The organism is Ochrobactrum quorumnocens (assembly GCF_002278035.1).
GTDB classification, from domain to species: Bacteria; Pseudomonadota; Alphaproteobacteria; order Rhizobiales; family Rhizobiaceae; genus Brucella; species Brucella quorumnocens.
Genome location: NZ_CP022605.1, coordinates 740,646 through 760,305, shown reverse-complemented (window position 1 = coordinate 760,305; position 19,660 = coordinate 740,646). Strand labels below are relative to the sequence as shown.

Here is a 19,660-nt window from a genome sequence, read left to right as displayed (position 1 = left end):
CGATCAGATTAAATCAGGTCGACACTTTAAAACTTTACTTTAACGCGCATCTTTTTCCGAAAACCGCTTCCCACTTTTCGGGATGCGCTCTAGCAGCCCTTTCAGTTTCACGAGAGAATACGTGCTGCTGCCAGTGAAAGTACCACAACACCGTTGGCAATAGATCGTTCGTTCGGCTGATAATCGGAATTATGCAGTTTGTCATCACGGCCGTCCTGTGCGGCACCAATCCCTAACTGGAACGATGGCACTCGTTCGCCCACGAGTGCAAAGTCTTCCGAACCCAGACTTCCGCCACGCTTGAAATACACATCGCCATAATGCTCGCGAATAACTGCGCCCGTTGTTTCGATCAAATAGGGATCGGACACCATCGAAGGCACGCCGCGCACGTAATTGATCTCGCAACGCACGCGCAATGATGCTTCAAGCCCACCACAGATACGACGCACGGCAGCTTCGATAATGTCGCGGGCATCACGGTCCTGACAACGCACAGTCCCCATGATCGATACTGAATCCGGGATGATATTGTGCGTATGACCACCATGGATCGAACCAATAGTCAGAACGGCTGCCAGCATCGGATCAACTTCACGCGATACGATTGTTTGCAACTGGGTAATCAACTGTGCTGTAGCGACGATCGGGTCCACAGCCTGATGCGGACGCGCTGCATGACCGGACGCGGCATGAACTGTAATATCAAACTCGTCAGATGAACCGTTCGCTACACCTTCCACAAACGTAAATGTGCCTGTTGGTTCGTCGGGATGATTATGAAAGCCAAGAGCATAATCAACGCCATCGAGAATGCCGTCGGAAATCATGGCGCGCGCACCGCTCTCCTGCGTTTCCTCTGCGGGCTGGAACATCAATTTAACATTGCCGCTAAGACGCGGAGCAATGTCTTTCAAAACCTTGCCGATGCCAATCAGTATCGCTGTATGAAGGTCGTGACCACAGGCGTGCATTTTCCCAGGATGAAGGCTAGCAAAGGGAAGACCGGTTTGCTCTTCGATTGGCAGCGCATCCATATCGGCGCGAATAATCAAAGTCGGCCCCGGACGGCCACCCTTAATCAGACCTACAACGCCGGTCCGTCCAACACCTGTCTGATGCTCAATGCCTAAGCTCTCAAGCTCCCGCGCAACCAAGCCCGCTGTCCGTTCGACATCAAAGCCGGTTTCAGGATGGGCATGAATGTCCCGGCGGACCTCAATCAGATGTGGTTCAATATCGTTTGTGAGCTTTTGTACGAAAGACGAAAGGTCGTTAAGCAGGTTGGGATCGGATTGAGCAGCCATTATACACCCTATACATCAAGACGATCCTGATTAAACTTAAGCCTGTCTGCTGACCAGATATAATCTTCCATTCCCCAAGGCTAATAATGTTCTCTTTGATCAAAGTCAAAAAAATATCTGATAACCAGTCAACATTGCCATTGACAAGGCTTCACCGCAGCTGACACGTTCCAATGCGGGTTACTTCACTGAGAGCTTCATACCCGCTTACCAAACAACATCGCTAACCCAAACAACGCCCCCAAAGTAGCGACTATGGTAAGTGCAGTTGAAGGTTCACGCAGATTCATCGCCATCATGGCCGCGACGCCCCCCAAGATTGCAATCAGTGCACCGATAACGCGAGCACCCGTCGATCCGTAAAAATAAGTTCGGTGTACCGGTTTCTTACCAGGCTGTTGCTTCTTCTGCCAATCTTCGAGCGCATTTCGAAACTCGCTGAACAGCCGTTTCCGGTTAGGCAAATCCAACGGACTCACCAACAGGGTTGGATAACCCGACCGGACCAGCTTGAGGAGATTGTCATCACCCCAACTCGTCAAGTCAGAAAATGCAATTGGTGCACGGCGTGAAAACTCCAAACCGTCGGGGGTGACCTTAATCAGATTGCGGGTTGGGAAGACTTTGAAGGTAATGAGCAATGGTACCAACAGGGCCAGCAGAGCAACTACTCCCGCCATGCCCAACGAACCACGATTGAAAATCACGAACAGAAAACTTCCCGCACTCAGCGCAAAGGCAAAAGGCACCGCCAATTGGTGCCAGCGTGTATACACCGATGCGCTAATTCCGTCCGCACTATTCATCATTAAGACCTTTCAGAAATGGCGTTCGTAAATTTCGGCATCTCAGATACCGAAGGCAACAATTATCAGGAGGAAGCGCCTGCGCACGAGTGTCAGTCGTGTATTAACGATGCCTCTAGTACGTAAAGCCATCAATTCGCTTATCACTAATTTAGCAACAGGTCAGACCGCCACCATGCGCATGACAAACCTACCGATTATCGCTAGTAACTCAAGTTAATCATCCGCAACAAATTCGAAACAGTTCAGGCCGGGCACTAGGTTTCTGTGATGTTGATCTGGATAACCTGCCTATCATCGGAGTTTGGAACCGTCACAACTTGCGCGGATTTCATCCAGCCGACCAATGATCCCTGCTATGCCGAAACAAACAGATCCAAGCCCAAATGACAATGTACCAAGTATCATTCTTTGTACTGACGACGCTTCAACAATGAACAATAGCCCAATCAGGATCTGAACTACTCCGAGAATGAATACTACAATCTTCATTCTTTTTCATCCAGCCGTTCTGATTGAATATTGAAAAACAACGGCACTGCGATTGCAAACATATCTTTGCCCGTCATTTAATAACCGCAGCGCAATCGAATTTGATGGCATCAATCTCTCCCGAAACAACGTTATACTCACTTACCTGAAGAAATGAACACATATAAATCTTTTCTTCATTCTGCAGAAAAACATAATTTCCCGTCGACGTTTTGATTTCATAGCCTTTCTCAACGAGATCAAGAATGGTTGGCTTTCGTTCAGCGATGGCTGAGGAAGTTATCGCAAGGATGACGCCGAGTGTAGTGAACAAGATTCTCATTTTAGTCCCATAAATAATAATGCATTCAGAATAAATGGTCTTCAAAAGAGGCCTATGAATTCTTAAGGTCTGCTTCGATTCCGCACAACAAAAAACGACTGTGCAACTCGAGCTCCAAACGGCACCTTCAAATCTGGATGACGCCCGTCCTTCATAGAGGGGCGTTTCGAGGCTCCGCAATATGACACTCCAAATGTCGCGGCAGGAGAAAGTCCGTCTCTTCTATCAAACGTCTACTAGGGCCTCGACCAGAAGGCTGATCATTTTCCGTTTGACGATAGGATCAGCAAGGCCAAGGCGCAAAAAGGGCTCGGTTACTCAATGCTCTCCCTTCATCAACTGCATTTGAGCATGCAGCTCCTCGATGGACATCGATTCTCGTCGGTTATTGATATGCCAATAGGCGCGGTGTGAGCAACCGGCGGAAATGCGAAGCTTCCATCTGGCGGGTGGTGGAGCCACAAATTGCAAGGCTTGCGACACTTTGATCAGCTTACCCGAATAAGTGCCAAACGCGCTTCTTGCCGACAATGACTATGATGTGAATGCCATCGTGATGATCTTCCCAGCCGCTATATCGAACCCGCCATTCCCGGCAGAGCAAACCGCTGTAGAGGAACACCGCAGTCAGACTTCAGTCCACCGCTTTTGGCAGATTATTGGCGTTCCACCTCATCAGCCTCGGGCCGGCGAGGCCTAGTTACTGGTAATGGCAATCGGGCTTGACGAAGCTCTGCTCAGTGCGTTCGATGATCGTCGCGCAATCGGGGCGAATAGTTTGGCGAGGTCTTGCCAAGTTGCCTGATGGCCCTTGTTGCTTTGTCAGATGGGGATGATCATTCCCTCCCATATGCCTTGCCTGAAAGGCTTTCGCTTTGCGCGTGAAATTATCGCCTATGCGGTTTGAGCCTATTTTCGAGTTGCCCTGAGCATCGCAGATGTGGAAAATCTGCTCGCCAGGCGTGGTGTCATTGTCAGTTGGGAAACTGTCAGGCTTTGGTCAACCGTTTCGGGCAGCATTTTGCGAATTGTGTCCGCCGGGATCGGCCAGCACCGTGTGACAAGTGGCACATTGATGAAGCCGTGATCACAATCCGTGGCACAAAACATTGGCTTTAGCGCGCGATCGATGCGCATGGGAATATACTGGACATTCTCGTTCAACCCCGTCGAAACGCGAAAGCAGCAAAACGCTTTCTGCACCGTCTTATGGCACGGTTTGGCAAGCCGAGAGTTGCCGTGACCGATAAACTGCGCAGCTATATCAAGCCAATCCGTACACTTGCCCCGAATGCAGTTCACCGAACTCATAAGGGGCTCAACAATGCGATCGAAGTCTCGCACAGACAAACGCGAAAACGTGAGAAGATACTGGGGTGGTTCAAGTCGGCAAATCAGGCGCAGAGGTTCCTGTCTGCGCATGACCAGATCAATCTGATTTTCCGCCCTCGTCGCTATAAACTCACCAACGCATCCTTCCGTCATGCGAGAGCCGACGCGTTCGCACTATGGTATGACTACACATTGGAAATGACCGTCTGAGCACAGGGACGCTATCTGCCTTCAGCCACCGTTCAACAACTTACCAATACTAAGCGGGGCATCCTGGTTGGCGTATTGCTGTTTCTGATTCCAAGTCGAGAACCGTATCGCTCCATTCCCAGCAGACACGCCCGGCTCTCTTGCCAGATAACCGACCAAGAACAATGATCATGACTTCACTGTTCAGATAAGGCTTCCTGCCAATTTTGGCCGCCATAAAAGAAGCCTAGCACAACAACCTTTTGCTCAGTGACATTGAAGGCGATCGTAACTCTGCGTTCAAAGCCAACAGTTCGTAGTCCTTCACGTATGTCGTTACGCAAAGTGCCGCGCTCAGAAGCGTAGTCAAAGCTGCGAACATAATTTTCGAGCCTGTCAATGTATCCCAGCGTAGTCTGAGGCGAAGCTCTTTCGGCTATCCAGTCATAAAGAGCCAAAAGATCTGCCTCCGCTTCAGGCGACAAGACAACTCTCCTACAGATCACTTTCGAACTTTCATGCGTTCAGCATGTCGATTGCGAACTGAAGAAAAAGCAGAATCGACACTCACCGCCCGGGAAGGGTCGGATTTCATCGCATCGTAAGATGTAGCAATTTCATTATGTAACCAGCGCTCAATCACTTCATCCCGCTCTCTTAATGCCCGGATGCCAGCACGAACAACCTCACTAACCGAGGCGTAATCCCCATTCTTGACTTTGGATTCGATGAAGGCTGCCTGCTCACTAGGCAGGCTAATCGTACGTTTCTCGATATTGGCCATTCTACTTTTCTTTATGATCACATCAAGCAAGGTATGAATAATTCATACCATTAATTCAGATCAATGCAAAGGGCCTGTTTATTAGGTGCGCAAATCCAACATCGGTGATTCCGAAGTGATGCTAACACAAGAAGCTATTCTATGTGATCGCAGCATCTGCACGGCGCTCATTTCCAGATTGCCAGTCAACAACATTGACTGGCAAAAACTGAATTCTATGTCGACCTTATGGCGCAGTTCGCGAGCTTCTCCAAAACGATAAAGTCTTTCAAAATGATTCTAAGCCCAAACTAGGAAAAGAGTTAGAGTTTTTTAATTTGCCACTCCCAAGCCGCCGGTTGCCTTTATCTCGAGAAAATCAGCAAGACCAAATTCGCCATGTTCACGGCCATTGCCAGACTGCTTGAACCCGCCAAATGGTGCGGCGGCATCCCAATCGGCCTCATTGATATAGACCATCCCAACACGAAGCTGGCGCGCAATCCGACGTGCCGCTCCATTGTCATTCGTCTGAATATAGCCTGCAAGGCCATAGACCGTATCATTGGCAATGCGAACCGCATCGTCTTCGTCTGTGTAACCAATGATCGAAAGGACGGGACCGAAAATTTCTTCACGTGCAATCGTCATCTCTGGCGTGACATGGGAGAAGACAGTTGGGCGGACATAATAGCCGCGATTAAGCCCCTGCGGGCGCCCAGGACCACCTGCAACCAGCTTAGCACCTTCCGAAATCCCGCTTTCAATAAGCGCCTGAATCTGCTCATATTGCTGACGATTGACTACTGGCCCCTGTTCTGACGCCGCATCAGTGGGCGGTCCGACACGAATGGCGTTGGCCGTATGTGCAGCAATTTGTGCGGCTTCATCCATTCTGTCATGCGGCACCAGCATGCGCGTGGGTGCCTTGCAAGCCTGACCGCAATTCGTGTAGCAACCATGCACGCCGCGAATGACAGCTTCCTCAAAACACGCATCAGGCAGGATAATATTCGCTGATTTGCCGCCCAGTTCCTGATGCACGCGCTTGATGGTGTCAGCAGAGGCCTTGGCAACCGCCACACCGGCACGAGCCGAGCCAGTAATCGACATCATGTCGATATCCGGATGGCGCGACATAGCTTCGCCCACAATATGGCCTTCACCATTGATGTAATTATAAACGCCCGCCGGGAACCCAGCTTCCTTTACCAGTTCGCTAAAGCGAATAGAGCTTAGGGGCGAATATTCGCTCGGCTTGACAACCATAGTGCAGCCTGCGGCGAGCGCAGGTACAACTTTAACCACCAACTGGTTCATCGGCCAGTTCCATGGCGTGATCAGACCGCAAACACCCACCGCCTCGCGCGTGATAAGAACATCGCCGCGCAGCTCTTCAAATGCATAAGTCTCAAGCACATTAATGATGGTTTCAAGATGCGCACGCCCAACCCATGCTTGCGCCGCGTGGGAGAAGGTCGCCGTCGTACCCATCTCCTCGGTCATCATAGCAGCGATCTCGTCGTAATTCTCGTTGTAGAGTTCGAGAAGACGCTGCAACAAACGCCGACGCTCAGTGGGTGTCGTCATGGAATAAGCCGGGAAAGCCGCCTTTGCGGCAGCAACAGCACGGTCGACATCGGCCTTATCGCCCATCGCAATCTCGCAGACCATTTCTTCGGTCGCCGGATTAATCAATTTATGACGGCTCGAGCCAATCGGCTCGACCCAGTTTCCATTGATCAGGAATTTCAACGCGTTCGCGTGCATGAGTGTCCTCAAAAGAGAGTGAGCGGGCCGCACGGTGGCGGCACCCGCAATCGCGTCAATGGAAATAGATACCGCCACAGACATTCAGCGACTGGCCAGTCACGAAATCCGACTGGTTGGAAGCAAAGAAGCGGACCGGTCCGACCACGTCCTCCGGGTAGCCAAGACGCTTGAGCGAGGCGACATTTTCCCAATGGCGAATGGCCTCATCGCTGCCAAGATTGTTCTTACCCATTTCGGTGAGAATAATGCCGGGGCAGATGGCGTTCACTGTGATATCATCCATGCCGACTTCTTGTGCAAGCACACGCGTCAATGTGATGACGGTCGATTTTGTCGCCGCATAATGGCCCTGCATCGCAACGCCCTGACGTCCTGCAATTGAAGCAATATTGATGATGCGACCGCTTTTCTTGCTGCGCATATGCGGCAGAACCGCCTGACACATCAAGAGCACGCCCTTGGCATTGACGTCGAAATGGGCGTCCCAGTCCTTTTCGCTCAGATCTTCCAGCGTGGAAAGCTTGAGAATACCGGCATTGTTAACGAGTACATCGATGCTGCCCGCTTCGGCTAGGATCGCCGTGACAGTCGCTTCGATCTCAGTCTTGGACGTCACGTCGAGGGTGTGCACGAAAGCCTTACGTCCAGCGGCACGAATGCCGGCTGCCGTTTCATCAAGAGCTGCGCTCTGCGCACCAAGGTCGAGAACAACAACGTCATAACCAAACTCTGCAAGGCCGACAGCGATGGCGCGGCCAATGCCTCTGCTGGCTCCGGTAACGACAGCAACTGTGCCTGTTGGCATAATCTGCATGATATTTTACTCCAAAATAATAGGGATCAGGCCGCGTTTTTGCTGCGCACGGGCAGCGTGTTCATGGCGTCAAGCGTATCTTCGAACGAAACCAGCTTGCCGTCCGAACCAAGTCCCATGGCCACCCGCGCCGCGACCGCAGATGCAAAGCGTGCAGCCTCGCGAAGGTCCCAGCCCTTGATGAGGCCGACAATGATGCCAGCGGTGAAACTGTCTCCACAGCCGGTCGTATCGGAGACCAGGATATTGAAAGCAGGCAGGGTGAAATCCTCGCCCTTTTCAGGCGATACATAGACGCCGTCGGCGCCCATGGTCAGGATTGCGTTCTTCACACCGCGCGCCTTGTAAAAACGTGCGACCTCTCGCGGGTCATGCGCACCGGCCATTTCGCCAGCTTCTTCAATGCTTGGCACGAAATAGTCGATATAAGGCAGACATGGTTCGACCAGTGCAAAGGTTTCAGGATTGGCTTGAATGAGATCAAACGTGGTTATACGGCCAAGTTCCTTGGCTTTTTTTAGAAGCCGCACGGTTGGTTCACCATCAAACGCCTTTAGCAAGCCTGTGCCGCCGACATGCACCACCGTGGCATCAAGCGCTGCATCAAGATCTTCCTCTGCCACCGTAAAGATCGCAGCCGTACCCGGCACATGCAAAGCCGGGCGCTCACCATTGGGTCTGACAGGCAGAATTGTCGCCGAAGTCTGTGTTGCATTGCTGCGCTTGACCAGCCCGCAATCAACGCCAAACTTGACCATTTTGGCATGAAGAAAATCGCCCATCTCATCGTCGCCGACTGTAGTGACGGCCTGCGTGGAAAGACCGAGAATGGTGCAGTCAACCGCAGTCGCACCCGCCGTACCCGCGACAGTCATGCGGATTTCTTCAATATAATCAGCGCGCCCGCCATCAGGTATGCGCGTTACAGGCCGGCCAAGAATATCAAGAACGTAAAAGCCGATCGAACTCACATCAAAACGTGCCATGCGTAAAATTCTCCGAAATGTCAGTGTATGCGGCCGCGCAGGCCGAAGCTGAGAGCAAGAATGAGGAAGACAAGTAGGCCGACACCGACCTGTTGCCAGTAGAAGTTCCAGCCGACCAACAGCAGCCCGTTCTTGACGATGGCAAGCAGCGCCACGCCAAGCAGCGTGCCGATAACCGATGGACGGCGCTCCGCGCTGATTGTTGTACCGATAAACGTGGCACCAATGGCATCGAGCAGGAAAGCATTGCCAGATAACGGCACATAAGAGCGAACTGTCGAGGAAAGCAGAATACCGGCAATGCCGCATAAAATGGCGCAGGCGATATAGACCATCGACATATTGAACGGCACCCGGATACCCGAATACCAGGCCACGCCCGGCTGTGCACCAAAGGCACGCACATAGCGACCAAAGACGGAATGGCGCAATGCTGCATAAACCGTACCAAGGCAAACGGCGAGAACGATCATCGGCATTGGCATGCCAAGCACATGCGTACGCACAATGGCGTTGAACACGGCAGCAAAATCCCCTGTCACCAGATAGATCGGCTGACCGCCGCCTGTTGCTATTTGCTGCACACTCTGGCCGATAAACAAAACGCCGAGTGTTGCAAGAAACGGGCTGATCTTTAGCCGGGTAATGAGAATGGCGTTTAGTAGCCCCACCAAAGCGGCCGCACATAGTCCGGCAAAGATACCAAAGGCAGCACCATACCCTGTTGCAAGCAACGTTATGAAGACCAGACTGGCCATATCCACCGAAACACCAACTGACAGGTCGATGCCTCCGGCTGTAATAACAATCGTCATGCCAAGAGCAACTATTGCGAGCAGCACAATATTGTTCAACAGCACATTATAGAGATTAGGCCCCGTAAAAAATGTCGGGCTGGCAAGCGAGAAGGTTACCAGAAGACCGACAAAGGCAAGCACGATAGCATAGCGGGAAATATTATCGATCGAAAAGAGCGTAGCGGCTCTCGAGTGAGCTAGCGTGTTCATGATCAGCGCTCCGAAGGTTTGGCAAAGGAGGTGGCTGCGACAACCAGCAGGATCAGGGTGCCTTGTACCCCAGTAACCCAATAGCTGGACACATTGAGAAGCTGGAACCCATTGGCAAGAAAGCCAATGAACAGCGTGCTCAGAATGGTGCCGCCCGCAGTCGGTACGAAGCGGCGTGAAAACACCGTTCCAAGCAAGGCTGCTGCGATCACCGAAAGCAGCAGTTCCCCCGTTCCCGGTGTGCTCGCACTCAGGCGCGACACCAGCAGGATGCTGCCCAGCCCGGCACAAAAACCGGCAAAGAGATAGGTGCCGCCCACATAGGCGCCCACATTCAGACCCGCAGCACGCGCCGCCTCCGGATGCCCACCGACCGCATAGAGCCTTAGCCCCATGCCGGTGAAATGAAGCAGGATCGCCATTGCAAGCGTGAAGCCAATAAGGCACCAGGCCAGCACTGAAACGCCAAGGAAGGACCCAACAGCGATATTCATGGTGAAATCAGATGCCATCGATACGACAGTGTTTTGTGTCAGGATCAGTTCAGTACCGGCAACGATGTTCATCACCGCAAGCGTTGCTAGAAGTGGCAAGATATTAAACCAGACAACGGCTACGGCATTCAGCATACCCACCAACACACCAGTGCCAATGGCCATCGCAAGCGTTACCGGCACTGGAAATCCGGCAGCCGTCGAGACGGCAAAAACCGCAGCACATAAACCGGTATTGGCCGCAAGCGAGAGATCAATACCGCCCGTCTGGACATCACTTCCTCCGCCGATCACCACAACCGACATGCCAAACGCCAACACACCCAGAACCGCCGATTGCTCGATCACATTGAGAATATTGTAGAAATTCAGAAATCCTGGCGCCATAAACGCGAAATAAAGCAAAATCAGCACGAAGATGCCGATAGCACCCATACGCACAAGCAAGGCACCCAGCGTCTTTCTTCGCGTAGCTCCTACTGCGGTCGGGCTTTCCTTTCCGCTCATCGATATGTCTCCATTTGCTGCGATCATCGTCATGCTGGTGCACTCCTCGCAGTTACTCTCGCGCCGGAAGCGGCGGACAGCAGAACATCGCTGTCCAACTCGTCGGCGGTATATTCATTGGTGAGTTCGCCGCGATAAACGACCAGAACCCGATCACAAAAGCCTGCAAGCTCCAGAAGGTCGGACGACATGAACAGGATTGCCGCCCCTTCGGTAGCGAGCCGGTTCAACAATGTGTAGATTTCAACCTTCGCACCTACATCAACTGCAACAGTCGGCTCGTCTAATATGTAAACTCTGGACTGGCAGCTCAGCCATTTGGCCAGCGCAACCTTTTGCTGGTTTCCGCCCGACAGTGTCTTGACCAGCGCGTCCCGATGCGGTGTCTTGATCGAAAGTTCTTTGATGAATTCATCAATGGAAGCGTTTTCCAACGTCTGGGAAACAAACCCTCCCTTGCTATAGCGCGACAGGCTAGCGAGCGAGATATTTTCGCGAACCGAAAGACCAATGGCAACACCATGAGCGCGCCGGTCTTCCGGCACAAGCGCAACCTCCCGCGACACAGCTGATACAGGTGAAGGGAAGCGCGCTGCTTTTCCGTCAATTACAACCGAACCGCTCGTAGGGCGATCAAGCCCAAAAAGGCTTTGGATCAGTTCTTTCACGCCAGAACCAAGCAAGCCGGTCAGTCCCACGACCTCCCCCGCTTTGACATCAAACGAAATGTCACTGAAATGCGGTGCCATGCCAAGACGGGAGACACTGAGAACTGGCGTACCAATTGCATTGCTGCGCTTTGGAAACATCTCACCCACATCGCGATTGATCATCATAGCGACAATGTCATCGATCGCGGTCATCCGAGGATCGACCACACCGACATTAGTGCCGTTGCGCATCACGGTGACAGCATCGCAAAGATCCTCGATTTCCTTCATGTAATGCGAGATAAAGATAACAGCGATACCGTCCTCTTTAAGACGGCGCAGCACGATGAAAAGACTATCGACCTCTTTCTTAACGAGTGCTGCTGTTGGCTCATCAAGCACAAGAACCGATGCCTTCTGGGCAAGTGCGCGCGTAATCTGGACAATCTTCTGTTGAGCCGTCGTGAGATCCTGCACGAGCGTATTCGGCGACAGATCAAGATCAAAATACTGGCGCAGCAGTTCCGAAGCGCGGCGCGTCATTTCACGATGATTGATGAAAGGCCCGATCTTCGGCTCATGGTTGAGAAAAATCGCCTCGGCGATCGTCGCAGTAGGAACAAGAAGCCGGTCCTGATGAATGAAGTGCACGCCCAGACACTCAACACTTGCTGGCGTCAGTTTCGAAACTTCCTGCCCATTGATGCGGATTGATCCTGCATCCGGCTTTATAATGCCTGCCAAGACCTTGATGATGGTCGACTTGCCCGCTCCGTTCTGACCAACAAGGCCATGTATAGAGCCGCGCGTCACCTGAAGATTAGCATCGACAAGCGCCTTCACCACACCGAAACTCTTGGTGATACCTCTCATATCGATGGCGAGGTTTTCTTGAAACACCACGGCGTCCTCCCTTGATCTTCAAGCAGCTAGTTGATGCGGCACCGCGTGATCTGCGGCACCGCATAGGAGTGGGCTTAGTTAGCTGCACCCGCCTTCTTGGCGAGGAAAGGCGCTGCCGTTTCTTTAGCGTTTTCCTTGGTCACGAGAACAGCAGGCACAAAAGTGAAAGGCGCCACATGTTCGCCAGCGAGATAGCGTGCTGCATTACGTGCTGCTGAGCGACCGATTTCATAAGGCTGCTGCGCGCCGACCGCACCAGCGGCGGACTCTGGATTTGCGACCATTTCAACAACCTCTGGGCTGCCATCAATTGCGTAGGTCTTGATGCCCTTGCGGCCAGCCGCTTCAATCGCCTGAGTGGCACCGATCTGCGGAATATCCCAACATGCCCAGACTGCGGAGATATCACCGTCATTTGGATACTTGGTGAGCATGTCCGTGACGTTAGAATATGCGCTTTGAACCGTATTCGGGATCACGTCACGCAGTTCCGGCTCGATGAGCTTCACATCCGGATAGCTTTGCAGAACATATTTGAGCTGATCATATCGGATTTTACAGACAGGCACGCCGTAAAAGCCGTTAAAAACGAGGACGTTGCCCTTACCACCCATATCGGCAACCATTTGGAGTGCCACTTCACTTGCAAGAGCATAATTGTTCGAAGTGGAATTGTTAATGGAATGTGGCGTTGCTGTATCGACTGTAAACAGTGGGATATCAGCATCCCGAATACGCTTGAGCCACGGGTTTAGCACGTCGAGATTACCGAGCATTTCGATAATTGCGTCCGGCTTCTGGCCAATCAAAGTCTGAAGCTGCGCCACATGGGTCTGATCGTTGCGCTTGGCGTCAAGTGCAATCGGCTCCCCACCAAGTGCCTTCACTTCATCAATGATACCCTGATAGGCCATCAAATCCCAATGATGATCGGTACCAACAGCAGAAATACCGATCCGTTTTCCCGACAGGGAAAGCTTTCCGGGAACAGCATCTTCTGCATGAGCGCTGACACCGAAAGCCGCGATGCCCAATGTAACTGCAAGCATTGTGGCAGTCGTTTTGAAAAAATTGCGACGTGTTTTATTCATTCCCAGTGACATGGACGTTCTCCTCCCGAGTTTGTCCTAATTTCGCTGATCAATAATTGATGCCACAAAGGGCATCTTATAGGTGGTCGTTATAGTTGTTAGTCTTTGTGACCGTAGCTCCCCATTTTTTCGAGAACCCGGGCAATCTCTTCTTTCGGCAGTAACCGTGGGGTACCAAGCTGCAAAACGCCGTGATACTGGCGTGCGAGCGTTTCCACCTCGACCGAAAGCCAAAGTGCTTTCGACAATGTGCCGCCCACTGCAATAATACCGTGATGTTCAAGCAGACAGGCTGTACGGCCTTGCAATGCTTCGACGGCATTTTCAGATAATTCCTGGCTACCGAATATCGCATAGGGCGCGCAGCGAATGTCTTCGCCACCGACAACGGCGACCATGTAATGGATCGCTGGAATGGGGAGACCCATAATGGCAATGATAGTGGAATAGATGGGATGCGCATGAACTATCGCATTCACATCCGCTCTCGCGGCCATGATATCGCGGTGGAACTGCCATTCGCTCGATGCCTGCAATGTTCCTTTGGTGGTGCCGTCCATTTCCAGACGAACAATGCTATCGACGGTAAGCTGGTCATAAGGCGTACTGGTCGGGGTGATTAGAATATAGTCCTCATGACGGACACTGATGTTACCGGACGTACCCTGATTAATGCCAAGGCGATTCATCTCGATACACGCATCGATAATGGACTGACGCTTAGTCAGCTCAGCGGCGCTGTAACTGGTCGATTGATTATCCAAGGAAAACCTCACAATGCTGTATAGCCGCCATCGACGGACAGAATGGACCCGGTCACGTAACCTGCGGCTGGGGATGCAAGAAAAAGGATTGCTGAAGCAATTTCAGAAGGCGCACCACAACGCCGCATTGGCGTCATGTCCATCCAGACATTGAACAATTCGGGCCGCTCACGCATTTTCAGCGTCATTTCGGTGCCGACATAACCCGGTGCTACCGCATTAACCCGGACGCCACTATCGGCCCATTCAACTGCAAGCGCCTTGGTCAGCATATGCACCGCACCCTTGCTCGCCATATAGGACGCCGCAAATTGCGGACAGTTTATAATAAGGCCTGACATCGAACCAAGGTTGACAACGCTGCCTTCACGCCGTTCCAACATGATGCGTCCAAATGCGCGTGACACCCAGAAAGTGCCATTCACATTCACATCCATCACAAGACGCCATTCCTCATCCGATACGTCGAGCGCAGAATGAAGCCGCGCAATACCGGCGCTATTGACGAGGACCGTCACCTTGCCGTGCGCAGCGAGGACCGCACTGGCCGCAGCATCTACCTCTGATGATTGCGTGACATTGACCACATGGGTGGAAACTTTGACACCCAGTTCTGCAAAGGATTCAGCGGCTTTGAGCAACGCCGCCTCATTGAGATCGAGCAGCGCGATATCCGCACCGCACGATGCAAATGCAACTGCGCTTTCCAGACCGATACCACTTGCACCGCCGGTTACAACGACAACATGGCCCGAAAAATCGAGCTGATTGCGGTAATCCATGCACTCCTCCTGCACTCTACCACAAGGCAACAGTCAAGGGTTCGCGGGAGGGGCACCATCCCGCGCGACCATCAAAATATGCTTTGTAAATTCCCTCGGAACGCTCCTCGCGTCCTAGGTAGCAGGATAGGTTGCTATTCAGCGCATGTCAATCTGGTTATTACCAGAAATGTTGTTTTTTGTACCGAACGGTATATTAAATTAGGAGTCAATGCGGAGATGAATACGCGCTACAGCCGAATTATAAAAAGCTCGATAATATTCCAGCGCCCCGCCATCATGATCATAAGCTATCGATTCAATAGCAATTAGCGGCGTATTTTCAGGAATACCCATACGTGTAGTCGTATCGGCATCGGGCAACTCCGCCGTAAACCAACGCTCTGCGCGCTGAACGGTCAGTCCATATTGCTCACGGATGGTCTGAAAGATCGAGCGATTGTCGATGTCGAGCTTTTCCATTCCCGGCAATTTATAGCCTGGCAATGAAATTCGGGTATGCGTAATCGGCCGCCCGTCACAATAATATACGCGCGTAACGCGCACGACGTCCCCCTCCGGCGGAATGCCAAAGACAGATTGCTCATTCTCGTTGGCCTTGGCGCGGTAGAATTCAAATGTCTTGGTGGTGACCAAGTGCCCCTTGGCTGTAAGGTCACCAAAGACGCTGAGATTGGACGTCATGAAATCGACATCCTGACGCGGTTGCGAAATAAACATGCCCTTGCGCGGCATCTTCACCACATGGCCTTCCACAGACAGCGCCGCCAGGGCCGCGCGTACAACGGGCTTAGATACATCAAAGATTTCGCATAATGCCGTTTCTGATGGCATACGGGAATTGGGTCGCAAACTTTTTGACGCAATGGCATCCTGAATTCGATTTTTAAGCTGAACCCACAAAGGCGCCGTCTCGTTACGATCAAGTGCTTCGCTAGCTATTTGCTTGAAAACATCATCCGCGTTGCCGTCCAGTTCATCATAACGCGGACGCCCACGCGTCCTTGATTTCAATTTTTCCATATAAATACATTTCTGGTTACAATTAAAAATTACAATCCTGCGCTTTGCTTTTGCCGTCAAGCATTTCCGTTTAATACCCGTTCTGAAAATAAAAAAAGGGTCGCATTTCTGCGGCCCTTTTGGATAATACATAAGATAGAACGGCTCTTATTCGTCCGATCCTTCCCATTTATCCTTATAAGTTTCCCGCGCGAGCAAAGTGCAGCCAGTGCTGACTATGCCCAGAATGAAAACATAAATGATAATCCCGGTTGGTTTCCCATCATAGTAGGCAAGAAGAGCGGTCGCAATTAACGGCGCAAGCCCGCCCGACAAAACGGCACCAATCTGATAGCCAATGGATGCGCCGCTCAGCCGAACTTTGGTGCCGTATAGCTCAGAGAAATACACTGCCTGCGGTCCATAGAGTGAATCATGCAGCACATTGAGGCCAATCACTACGCCCACAGTCAGCAGGATAATCGATCCGCTTTGCGCGAGAGAAAAGAACGGAATAATGAACAATGTCGAGGCAATACAGCCAAAAAGATAGATTGGCTTGCGCCCGACTTTATCACTCAGCCAGGACCAGAATGGCAAGGTTGCAAAACCCACCACCGAGGAAATAACAACTGCATTCAGCCCCACCTGCCGGTCAAATCCAAGAGAGTTGACGATATAGGACAGCATGAAAACGCTGTAGAGATAGAAGACTGCGTTTTGCAGAAACTTCATGCCGATCGTTAAAAGCAGCACACGCCATTGGTCACGCACGACATCCACAACCGGGCGCTCTGCCTGTTGGTTGCTTTCTTTGACGGCCTCAAAGGCGGGCGATTCACTCACGCTGGAGCGAATATAAACACCAACGATAATAAGAAGTGCGCTAAACAGAAAGGGTATGCGCCACCCCCATGACAAAAAATCCTCATTTGTCATGACACCCGAAGCAATGGCGACCGCAATGGTCGACAAGAGCAAACCGGCTGGCACCCCAATCTGCGGGAAACTGCCGTAAAGACCGCGTTTGCCGGGTGGTGCGTGTTCGACAGCCATCACCACAGCCGCACCCCATTCACCACCGACGGCAAAACCCTGCAAGATACGCAGCGCGCAGAGGATGACCGCCGCCCAGACGCCAATGGACGCATAGCTTGGTATGAAGCCTATGAGAACGGTGCTGATGCCCATGACCAGAAGACTCAGCATCAACATGGCTTTTCTTCCGATCCGATCACCATAATGGCCTGCGATAACACCACCGATCGGACGCGCGATAAAGCCCACGGCATAAGTGGCAAACGCCACAAGCGTGCCGACATAGGGGTCGAATTCAGGAAAGAAAACGTAAGGAAACACGAGCGCTGCGCATGTCCCATAAAGATAGTAGTCGTACCACTCTATCGCTGTTCCGATAAAGCTGGCTGCGGCAACCTTGCGATGCTCTTTTGTCAGCCCTTTTGCAGGAACCGCTATTGCTGGATTGTAAGTCATATCTCTCCTCCCAGAGAATATGCCCCGATCAAACAACGTGCACCAATAGCGTCCGCACTCGGCAGACGTTTCCTTCTAAGGTGTATGCGCAGTATTTCGGGACAATGATACAACGATCAGTAAAGTACCGACCGATCGGTACAATTTGTAAGAGATGGGATAGCAAGTCAAGATGTAATCTCAATCAATTTGCGGTGAAACGAGGCGTCGAGTGCTGTTTTTGACACAAAACCACTCGAGCGCGCACCACCGAAAGCGGTGAAACCATTTCGGGTAATATCCAATATAAACCAGTGAGCTAGAACGCATCGCGCGCTAACATTTGCCAAACCATAGCTCTCAAACGCGGTGTTCTTTAACGCTCAAGACAAAGACTGACTCCAAGTCCGCCGCCAATGCAAAGCGAAGCAAGCCCACGTTCAACGTTGCGCTTTTTCATTTCATGCAACAGCGTCACAACGATGCGACAGCCCGAACCAGCCAAAGGATGGCCCAGGGCAATCGCTCCGCCATTGACGTTAATCCCCTCGCCATCCCAGCCCATTTCGCGCATAACTGCCATTGATTGGGCCGCGAAAGCCTCATTGATCTCCATGATCTGCACATCATCTGAGCACCAACCGGCCTTCGCAAGCGCCTTGCGCGAAGCGGCCACGGGTCCAAGTCCCATATCCATCGGTTCCACACCCGCCGAAGCATAGGATTTGATACGCGCGAGTGGCTCCAGACCAAGACGAGCAGCGCGTTTGCCGGACATCACCAGAACCGCTGCCGCACCATCGTTTAAGCCCGAAGAATTCCCCGCCGTAACTGTGCCGGCAGGGTCAAAAACCGGCTTTAAACGCGCCAGTTTTTCCAGATTTGTATCTGGGTTGAGATGTTCGTCGGCAGAAATCACCCTGTCTCCCTGCCGCGTGGATATGGTGACAGGTACAATTTCCGCTTCAAATCGACCTGCTTCGACAGCCGCCAACGCCTTTTGCTGTGATGCCAAGGCGAAACGATCCTGCTCTTCCCGGCAAAACTGATAACGCCTTGCAAGATGTTCGGCGGTCACACCCATATGCACGCCATGAAAGACATCCCACAGGCCATCGACAATCATTGAATCCTTAAGTGGCTGATCCCCCATACGCACACCCTCACGCATACCGTATAAAAGATGGGGTGCCTGTGTCATGCTATCCTGGCCACCTGCGATGATAATATCAGCGTCCCCGCAATGAATCGCTTGCGCAGCCAGATGGATGGATTTTTGTCCGGCACCACAGACTTTATTGATTGTCATGGCTGGCACGTCAATGGGGATTCCCGCCGCCAAAGCGGCTTGCCGCGCCGGATTCTGACCCGCACCACCGGTCAGAACCTGCCCCATGATGACTTCATCGACGTCCCCACCATCGATCCCGGTGTCGCTCAGTAAAGCCTGAATAACAGTGCTTCCAAGTTGCGCAGCAGTCCGCGAGGCAAAGCAGCCATTGAGTTTACCAATCGGCGTACGCCTTGCAGCGATGATGACGACTTCCTCCATCATGACGTTTGATCCTTGCTGGCGGCGCGTAAGGTTATGCCCGCAAAGTCCTTCGCAATACCATCGATTGACATTGCGCCGTCGCCCTTGATCCAGAGAAAGCTGTAGAAATACATGCCAAGAATTGCCTTAATTTCAATTTTCGACATGGAACGCAGTACGCCTTGCCGGGCACCATCTTGAAAAACCCGCACCCAGATATCCTGATAGTCCGCATGAAGACCAAGAACGCCCATGCGCTTGTCATTATTCAGGGCGTGTACTTCACGAAAACACACCGTCATCTCCGGCCGGCTCGCGAACATGATCTCCATGAAACTCTGGCTTAGAGCGCGGATGCGATCCGCTACGCTGGTCCCGGAGATTTCGATGGTTCGTGCCGCATTAATCAGTTCGACCATATAGACCGTCATGATATCAAAAAGCAGTTCTTCCTTCGACTTGATATGATAATACAGCGCGCCTTTGCCAAAGCCCGCCACGTCACCAACTTCGCTGATGCCCACGCTGCCATAGCCTTTCTCGGCAAACAGCTTGGCAGCAACCTCCATGATCATGCGCTTGCTCTCGGACAAATCGTCTGGCCTTGGCGCCGTTATACTATTTTCCATAATCACCTCTGCTCATGCGGTGGGTTGCAATAGCCGCTTC

18 protein-coding genes and 1 pseudogene are annotated in these 19,660 nt (G+C 52.0%); 1 reads left to right on the top strand and 18 read right to left on the bottom strand.

Annotated features, from left to right (window positions below):
* Positions 1 to 107: 107 nt before the first annotated feature.
* The 3 genes from CES85_RS25805 to CES85_RS25790 all read right to left on the bottom strand — a co-directional run bounded on the left by CES85_RS25805 (position 108) and on the right by CES85_RS25790 (position 2,927).
* Complete coding sequence (locus tag CES85_RS25805; protein WP_095448613.1) at positions 108 to 1,307, bottom strand: M20 metallopeptidase family protein; 1,200 nt, start codon at positions 1,305 to 1,307, stop codon at positions 108 to 110.
* A gap of 197 nt (positions 1,308 to 1,504) precedes the next feature.
* Positions 1,505 to 2,116: a hypothetical protein gene (locus CES85_RS25800; protein WP_342352146.1), complete on the bottom strand. Its 612-nt coding sequence runs from the start codon at positions 2,114 to 2,116 to the stop codon at positions 1,505 to 1,507.
* 562 nt (positions 2,117 to 2,678) lie between these two features.
* Complete coding sequence (locus CES85_RS25790) at positions 2,679 to 2,927, bottom strand: hypothetical protein (protein ID WP_095448611.1); 249 nt, start codon at positions 2,925 to 2,927, stop codon at positions 2,679 to 2,681.
* 832 nt (positions 2,928 to 3,759) lie between these two features.
* On the opposite strand from CES85_RS25790, the pseudogene CES85_RS25780 reads away from it, so the two are divergent.
* Positions 3,760 to 4,469: pseudogene (locus CES85_RS25780) on the top strand (IS6 family transposase).
* A 176-nt stretch (positions 4,470 to 4,645) separates the two neighbouring features.
* Here CES85_RS25780 and CES85_RS25775 read toward each other — a convergent pair.
* From CES85_RS25775 to CES85_RS25705, 15 genes are all read right to left on the bottom strand, one after another.
* Positions 4,646 to 4,933 (bottom strand): type II toxin-antitoxin system RelE/ParE family toxin, encoded by a 288-nt coding sequence (locus CES85_RS25775; protein WP_244923335.1) that lies wholly within the window; start codon positions 4,931 to 4,933, stop codon positions 4,646 to 4,648.
* A 17-nt stretch (positions 4,934 to 4,950) separates the two neighbouring features.
* Positions 4,951 to 5,232 (bottom strand): type II toxin-antitoxin system ParD family antitoxin, encoded by a 282-nt coding sequence (locus CES85_RS25770; RefSeq protein WP_095448608.1) that lies wholly within the window; start codon positions 5,230 to 5,232, stop codon positions 4,951 to 4,953.
* Positions 5,233 to 5,544: 312 nt separating this feature from the next.
* A complete protein-coding gene (locus CES85_RS25765) occupies positions 5,545 to 6,981 on the bottom strand; it encodes an aldehyde dehydrogenase family protein (RefSeq protein ID WP_095448607.1) in 1,437 nt (478 codons plus the stop codon).
* 55 nt (positions 6,982 to 7,036) lie between these two features.
* The gene (locus tag CES85_RS25760) at positions 7,037 to 7,798 is read right to left on the bottom strand and encodes an SDR family NAD(P)-dependent oxidoreductase (RefSeq protein WP_095448606.1); all 762 of its coding nucleotides are present in this window, start codon (positions 7,796 to 7,798) and stop codon (positions 7,037 to 7,039) included.
* A 26-nt stretch (positions 7,799 to 7,824) separates the two neighbouring features.
* Positions 7,825 to 8,784, bottom strand: a complete 960-nt coding sequence (locus tag CES85_RS25755; protein WP_095448605.1) for a carbohydrate kinase family protein — start codon at positions 8,782 to 8,784, stop codon at positions 7,825 to 7,827.
* A gap of 20 nt (positions 8,785 to 8,804) precedes the next feature.
* Positions 8,805 to 9,791: an ABC transporter permease gene (locus tag CES85_RS25750; protein WP_095448604.1), complete on the bottom strand. Its 987-nt coding sequence runs from the start codon at positions 9,789 to 9,791 to the stop codon at positions 8,805 to 8,807.
* Between the two features lie 2 nt (positions 9,792 to 9,793).
* Complete coding sequence (locus tag CES85_RS25745) at positions 9,794 to 10,825, bottom strand: ABC transporter permease (RefSeq protein ID WP_244923334.1); 1,032 nt, start codon at positions 10,823 to 10,825, stop codon at positions 9,794 to 9,796.
* Positions 10,822 to 12,315 (bottom strand): sugar ABC transporter ATP-binding protein, encoded by a 1,494-nt coding sequence (locus tag CES85_RS25740; protein WP_095448872.1) that lies wholly within the window; start codon positions 12,313 to 12,315, stop codon positions 10,822 to 10,824. Before CES85_RS25740 ends, CES85_RS25745 begins: the two co-directional genes overlap by 4 nt.
* A gap of 104 nt (positions 12,316 to 12,419) precedes the next feature.
* The gene (locus tag CES85_RS25735; protein ID WP_404904978.1) at positions 12,420 to 13,448 is read right to left on the bottom strand and encodes a sugar ABC transporter substrate-binding protein; all 1,029 of its coding nucleotides are present in this window, start codon (positions 13,446 to 13,448) and stop codon (positions 12,420 to 12,422) included.
* Positions 13,449 to 13,534: 86 nt separating this feature from the next.
* Positions 13,535 to 14,200 (bottom strand): class II aldolase/adducin family protein, encoded by a 666-nt coding sequence (locus tag CES85_RS25730; protein WP_280523395.1) that lies wholly within the window; start codon positions 14,198 to 14,200, stop codon positions 13,535 to 13,537.
* An 8-nt stretch (positions 14,201 to 14,208) separates the two neighbouring features.
* Positions 14,209 to 14,982: an SDR family NAD(P)-dependent oxidoreductase gene (locus CES85_RS25725; protein WP_095448603.1), complete on the bottom strand. Its 774-nt coding sequence runs from the start codon at positions 14,980 to 14,982 to the stop codon at positions 14,209 to 14,211.
* Between the two features lie 201 nt (positions 14,983 to 15,183).
* Positions 15,184 to 16,065, bottom strand: a complete 882-nt coding sequence (locus CES85_RS25720; RefSeq protein WP_244923333.1) for a GntR family transcriptional regulator — start codon at positions 16,063 to 16,065, stop codon at positions 15,184 to 15,186.
* An 87-nt stretch (positions 16,066 to 16,152) separates the two neighbouring features.
* The gene (locus CES85_RS25715; RefSeq protein ID WP_095448601.1) at positions 16,153 to 17,478 is read right to left on the bottom strand and encodes an MFS transporter; all 1,326 of its coding nucleotides are present in this window, start codon (positions 17,476 to 17,478) and stop codon (positions 16,153 to 16,155) included.
* Positions 17,479 to 17,833: 355 nt separating this feature from the next.
* A complete protein-coding gene (locus CES85_RS25710; RefSeq protein WP_280523394.1) occupies positions 17,834 to 19,012 on the bottom strand; it encodes an acetyl-CoA C-acetyltransferase in 1,179 nt (392 codons plus the stop codon).
* Positions 19,009 to 19,620, bottom strand: coding sequence for a TetR/AcrR family transcriptional regulator (locus CES85_RS25705; protein ID WP_095448600.1), 612 nt, complete (start codon positions 19,618 to 19,620; stop codon positions 19,009 to 19,011). The genes CES85_RS25710 and CES85_RS25705 overlap by 4 nt, the downstream gene beginning before the upstream one ends.
* Positions 19,621 to 19,660 lie beyond the last annotated feature (40 nt).

Bases quoted from the DNA above. Each gene is read 5' to 3' on its own strand.
- CES85_RS25805 (WP_095448613.1), bottom strand. From the start codon at position 1,307: ATGGCTGCTCAATCCGATCCCAACCTGCTTAACGACCTTTCGTCTTTC.
- CES85_RS25800 (WP_342352146.1), bottom strand. From the start codon at position 2,116: ATGATGAATAGTGCGGACGGAATTAGCGCATCGGTGTATACACGCTGG.
- CES85_RS25790 (WP_095448611.1), bottom strand. From the start codon at position 2,927: ATGAGAATCTTGTTCACTACACTCGGCGTCATCCTTGCGATAACTTCC.
- CES85_RS25770 (WP_095448608.1), bottom strand. From the start codon at position 5,232: ATGGCCAATATCGAGAAACGTACGATTAGCCTGCCTAGTGAGCAGGCA.
- CES85_RS25765 (WP_095448607.1), bottom strand. From the start codon at position 6,981: ATGCACGCGAACGCGTTGAAATTCCTGATCAATGGAAACTGGGTCGAG.
- CES85_RS25760 (WP_095448606.1), bottom strand. From the start codon at position 7,798: ATGCAGATTATGCCAACAGGCACAGTTGCTGTCGTTACCGGAGCCAGC.
- CES85_RS25755 (WP_095448605.1), bottom strand. From the start codon at position 8,784: ATGGCACGTTTTGATGTGAGTTCGATCGGCTTTTACGTTCTTGATATT.
- CES85_RS25750 (WP_095448604.1), bottom strand. From the start codon at position 9,791: ATGAACACGCTAGCTCACTCGAGAGCCGCTACGCTCTTTTCGATCGAT.
- CES85_RS25745 (WP_244923334.1), bottom strand. From the start codon at position 10,825: ATGACGATGATCGCAGCAAATGGAGACATATCGATGAGCGGAAAGGAA.
- CES85_RS25740 (WP_095448872.1), bottom strand. From the start codon at position 12,315: ATGAGAGGTATCACCAAGAGTTTCGGTGTGGTGAAGGCGCTTGTCGAT.
- CES85_RS25735 (WP_404904978.1), bottom strand. From the start codon at position 13,448: ATGTCACTGGGAATGAATAAAACACGTCGCAATTTTTTCAAAACGACT.
- CES85_RS25725 (WP_095448603.1), bottom strand. From the start codon at position 14,982: ATGGATTACCGCAATCAGCTCGATTTTTCGGGCCATGTTGTCGTTGTA.
- CES85_RS25715 (WP_095448601.1), bottom strand. From the start codon at position 17,478: ATGACTTACAATCCAGCAATAGCGGTTCCTGCAAAAGGGCTGACAAAA.
- CES85_RS25710 (WP_280523394.1), bottom strand. From the start codon at position 19,012: ATGATGGAGGAAGTCGTCATCATCGCTGCAAGGCGTACGCCGATTGGT.
- CES85_RS25705 (WP_095448600.1), bottom strand. From the start codon at position 19,620: ATGGAAAATAGTATAACGGCGCCAAGGCCAGACGATTTGTCCGAGAGC.